Source organism: Trebonia sp. (genome assembly GCF_030042015.1).
Taxonomy (GTDB): domain Bacteria; phylum Actinomycetota; class Actinomycetes; order Streptosporangiales; family Streptosporangiaceae; genus Trebonia.
Map to the genome: position 1 here is coordinate 1 of NZ_JASIAL010000053.1, position 3,998 is coordinate 3,998.

Sequence of the window (3,998 nt, forward strand, 5' to 3'; positions counted from 1 at the left end):
TCCCCCGTCCGGGCCGAGTGGTGGCCGGTGCGGGTGTAGGCCGCGTGCGCTTCCAGCCAGCCGACCGCTTCCCGCGCCGACTCGGTCAGGGCCTCCTCGATCGCCTCCGCCTTCGCGTCCAGCGCGGCGGCTTCCTCTTCGTCGCCACGGCCGCGGGCCTGCCGGGCGCCGGTCCGGTAGGAGGCATGCAGCACGGACACGCTCTTGACGGCGCTAACCGTCAGGTCGAAATGGGGCACGGTATGCGGGTCCTTGCCCCGCTCGGCGGCGCGAACCTCGGCGATCTCCACCGTGCTGGCGTACGGGTGCGCGGCACGGTAGGCGGCCACCGCCGCCTCCTCGCGTTCCCCGGCGTCTTTCCGCTGCCGCTTTGCGGCCAGGATCTCGCCGTCCGGCCCGGTCCCCTTCATGAACAGCCGGTCAAGTACGCCAGGGTCGACCTGCCCGGCCAGGCCGAGCGACTTGCGCGCCGCCGTGCCAGCCCACTCCCCCGGCGGTTCCCCGGCCGCCGTGTAGTACGACATAGCGCCGGCGCACCCGCCGGCGCCCTGGCCGCGGGTGAAGTAGGCGACGTCGTGCCCGGCGTGCAGCGTCACGTTCGTGGTCACGCCGGGTCACCTCCACGGAACTTACCGCTAGCATCTGTCGCTGATGCCTGTGTCCGATGCTCTTGACAGCATAGTAGCTGATCCCTAGTTTTATTCGGCTGTGTATTCGGTGCACTGAGTGCAGCGTGTGCGTCTAGTGCACGCGACCTGAGCTATCGGCGCGATCGAGTGGTCGCCGCGCTTTGCGTGTGGCCGAGCAAAGATTGTCTGCGAGCGGATTCCGGGCGCTCCTTCCCGGGAGGCCGGTCCCCGGCGCCGGGGGCATGAGAAGTCCCCGGGGAACGCCGCGCTCCCCGGGGACTTCTCATGGACCGGAGGACTAGGCCGAAGTTCCCCCCGGCGATCCGCGTGGTAGGCCGTTTACCTGGGCTTTCGTAATGTCCTGGGTGGGCTGCTGACTACGCGGTGCCAAGGCGGTGGCTGAGGCCGAGCAGGTCGAAGGCGTGGCGCTGGACGGCGGTCGGGGTGGTCACGAGCCGGAAGCCGGGCAGGGCCGGGTCGGCGGGGGTGATGGTGTTCAGGCAGATGGTGGCCAGGTCGGTGAGCAGGCTGGCGAAGCTGTGCACCGGGACGGCGGCGGGGGTGTGCTTGGCGGCTGCCTTGGCCAGGGCCTTCGGGGAGCGGGCGGCGGGGGCGACCGGGCTTTGCCGGGCGGCCTGGGCGGCGGCCTTGTCGTCGTCGGTGAATAGCAGGGGTGCGAGCTGGGCTTGCATGTGCCAGGTGATGTAGTACGAGATCATCCGCAAGAACACGTGCGCGCGGACCCGGTCCTCGGTGCGGTGCCGGATCGGCCGGATGTCCAGGTCGGTGTTGAAGGCGCGGAAGGCCCGCTCGACCTGGGCCAGGGCCTTGTAGGAGGAGACCACCCCGGCGGGTTCCAGGTCACCGGGCGGGACGCTGGTGCGCAGCACGTAGATGCCGTCCAGGGCGGCTTCGGCGGTGATGGAGTCCTGGTTCCGGGCGTAGCTGAAGCTGTCGTCGGTGATGGCGATGGTGAAGTGCTTGCCGACCTTGCGCCGTTTCAGGACCCTGTCCGCGCGCACCGCGATCGTGTCCTGGCCCCGCAGCGGCCGCCGGGCCCGCGCGCAGGCCGCGGCGATCTTGTCCAGGTCAGCTTCGGTGGCGGTAAGAAGCGATTCGCGCTTGCGGGCCCGTTCGGTCTCCAGGAACGGGTTCATGCAGGCCACCAGCCGCTCGCCGGGGAAGTCGGGAGAGGTGATCTCGGCCAGGTCCTGGGCATCGAACAGGGTCAGCTGCAGGTCGCCGTCCCGGGCCAGCTTCTTGACCTGCGGGGCGCGCAGCGCGGTGATCCAGTCCAGGCCTTCGGGCCGGACGTCCTCGCGCAGCCGTGCGGCGGTCAGCATGCCCCGGTCCCCGACCAGCACCACCTTGGTGATCCCGAACCGGTCCTTGACCCTGGCCACCTGACTGGCCACGGTCGTCGGGTCGCCGGTGTTGCCGGCGAACACCTCGATCGCGACGGGAATGCCGTCTTTGCTGGCCAGCAGCCCGTAGACGATCTGCAGGCGGCCCCGGACCCCGTCTTTGGGGTGCCCGATCGCGCCCAGCGGGCAGGTCCGGCCCTCGAACGCGGCGGAAGACACGTCATACAGCACCAGGGTGCCGCCGGCCAGGTGCCGGGCCGCCAGCGCGTCCTGGATCCTCTCCTGCCGGGCCGCCAGCCAGTCCATCGCCTCGTACAGGTCATCCTCATCGCAGCAGCCCACGCGGAGGACCTCGCCCAGCGAGCTGGCAGCGGTGGCGTCCCGCAGGCCGCGGGCGATGGCCAGCTTGGAGTCCGGCGCGATCACCTGCGCGACCGCCATCGCCATCACCAGGTCCCGGTGCCGGGACGGCACGGGGTCGATCAGCCCCTCCAGGCCCAGCTGGCGCGCTGTGCCCAGGACGGCGGCGACGTGGCCGTGCGGCAGGCTGCGGGTGATCTCGAACGCCCCGTCCAGGTCCGCGGCGGGCGGCGGCTGGCCTTTCAGGACCCGGGACAGCGCGTCGACCCTGGCCTCGGGCCAGGCCGACAGGTTGGCCAGGGTGCGGTTCTTGACTTTCCCGGCCTCGCGGTAGCTTTCCCGCAGCAGGACGGCGGGCGGTGACCCCCGGTTCGGGACCTTAGCAACGTACATGCGCACACAATAGCAGAAATCAGGTCATCTATCAGCTAAGACGGCGACTTTACATGACTACGTTATGTTGCGTTGCGGGCACGAGTCCGCTGCTCACAGGCATGCTGGAACCCTTGGGACACGTTGCGCAGGGGGAACTTCGGGCTAATTGCGTCCGGAATCCGGCCGGCGCTCCGTAGTCGAACACGTAGAGCGCGAAGCGATCGAGCCCGAGCGCTTCCGTCAGGTGATCGATGACGTCGGTGAGGTGCTCGAACGTGTAGCTGAAGTCGCTCCGCGGCGGCATGTCCGACTTACCGAAGCCGGGCAGGTCCGGGGCGACGATGTGAAACCTGTCTGCGAGCAGCGGGATCAGCTCGCGGAATTGCTGGCTCGCGGACGGAAAACCGTGTAGCAGCACCAGTGCCGGTGCGTCAGCTGCTCCGGCCTCCCGGCAGAACACCGTCAGGCCAGCCACCCGTGCCGTGCGGTAAGCGACGTCATCCATAGGACTTCTCCCTTCCGGTTTCTTCCGGACTCAGGGGCAACGTAAGCTTCCGGCTGAAGCAGGCGGCGGGCAGCGCCGCGGCACGCGTCCGCGGAGTCACTCGAGTGGTCAATGAACTGCGGGTGCGGATTCCTCCCGCGGACCGCCGGACCGATGAGGACCAGCGCCAGGCGGCCGGGTCCCGCACGACACAGGTGCCCGGTGTGGCCGACGTCGAGAACGCCATCACCTTGACCCGGACTCCGGATGCGCGCGAGGCAGGAGGCGTGATCAGCGCCGCGTTCCGCCGGAACGCCGTACTAGACGCGGCCGTGCTCTCGGTCCAGACGTCATCCGACGGGCTGGTGATCCTATGGGGCACGGTAAGTTCCTGGGCCGCGCCCGGGCACGCTAGCGAGATTGCTGCTCCTGTGGCCCGGGAGCGGCTGGCAGGGTTATGGCGATGGCGATGAACGTGATCGCCAGGATGAACGTCGTGCCCCGGAGCCCGGCGGTCACGGGGCCGCCGAGCAGCCATGCGATCGGCAGCACTGGCCCGGCCCAGCGTGGCAGCAGCCGTGCCCGGAACACGGCGACCGCGAATGCCGCCAGGCCGGCCAGCGAGGCCAGTATCGACAGGATGTACAGCGGGCTGAGTGCCTGGCTTTCGCCGGTGACCAGGGACGCGATCGCGCATGGCAGGAAGCCGGTGAAGCCCGCGCAGGCGAGCCAGAAGCCGGCGGTCCCGAGCCGGCCGTCGGTGCGGTTGTGCAGCTGGTGCAGCCT

Annotated in this window: 5 protein-coding genes and 1 pseudogene; 2 read left to right on the plus strand and 4 right to left on the minus strand. The window is 69.7% G+C overall.

Going from position 1 to position 3,998, the window contains the following annotated elements; all coding sequences use genetic code 11:
* From Q1N79_RS02430 to Q1N79_RS02440, 3 genes are all read right to left on the minus strand, one after another.
* A partial coding sequence (locus tag Q1N79_RS02430; RefSeq protein WP_300603680.1) for a relaxase domain-containing protein occupies positions 1 to 608 on the minus strand: 608 nt, incomplete at its 3' end.
* A gap of 398 nt (positions 609 to 1,006) precedes the next feature.
* Complete coding sequence (locus tag Q1N79_RS02435) at positions 1,007 to 2,746, minus strand: IS1634 family transposase (RefSeq protein WP_300603683.1); 1,740 nt, start codon at positions 2,744 to 2,746, stop codon at positions 1,007 to 1,009.
* A gap of 49 nt (positions 2,747 to 2,795) precedes the next feature.
* Complete coding sequence (locus Q1N79_RS02440; protein WP_300603686.1) at positions 2,796 to 3,233, minus strand: alpha/beta fold hydrolase; 438 nt, start codon at positions 3,231 to 3,233, stop codon at positions 2,796 to 2,798.
* A 41-nt stretch (positions 3,234 to 3,274) separates the two neighbouring features.
* On the opposite strand from Q1N79_RS02440, the pseudogene Q1N79_RS30550 reads away from it, so the two are divergent.
* A pseudogene (locus Q1N79_RS30550) lies at positions 3,275 to 3,349 on the plus strand (hypothetical protein); the annotation flags it as partial.
* Between the two features lie 195 nt (positions 3,350 to 3,544).
* Positions 3,545 to 3,685 carry a hypothetical protein gene (locus Q1N79_RS30555; RefSeq protein ID WP_367185017.1) on the plus strand — a complete coding sequence of 47 codons (141 nt, stop codon included), beginning with the start codon at positions 3,545 to 3,547 and terminating at the stop codon, positions 3,683 to 3,685.
* Here the strand turns inward: Q1N79_RS30555 and Q1N79_RS02445 are convergent.
* Positions 3,624 to 3,998 (minus strand): hypothetical protein (locus tag Q1N79_RS02445; RefSeq protein ID WP_300603688.1); only part of this gene is annotated, 375 nt, incomplete at its 5' end. The genes Q1N79_RS30555 and Q1N79_RS02445 overlap by 62 nt on opposite strands.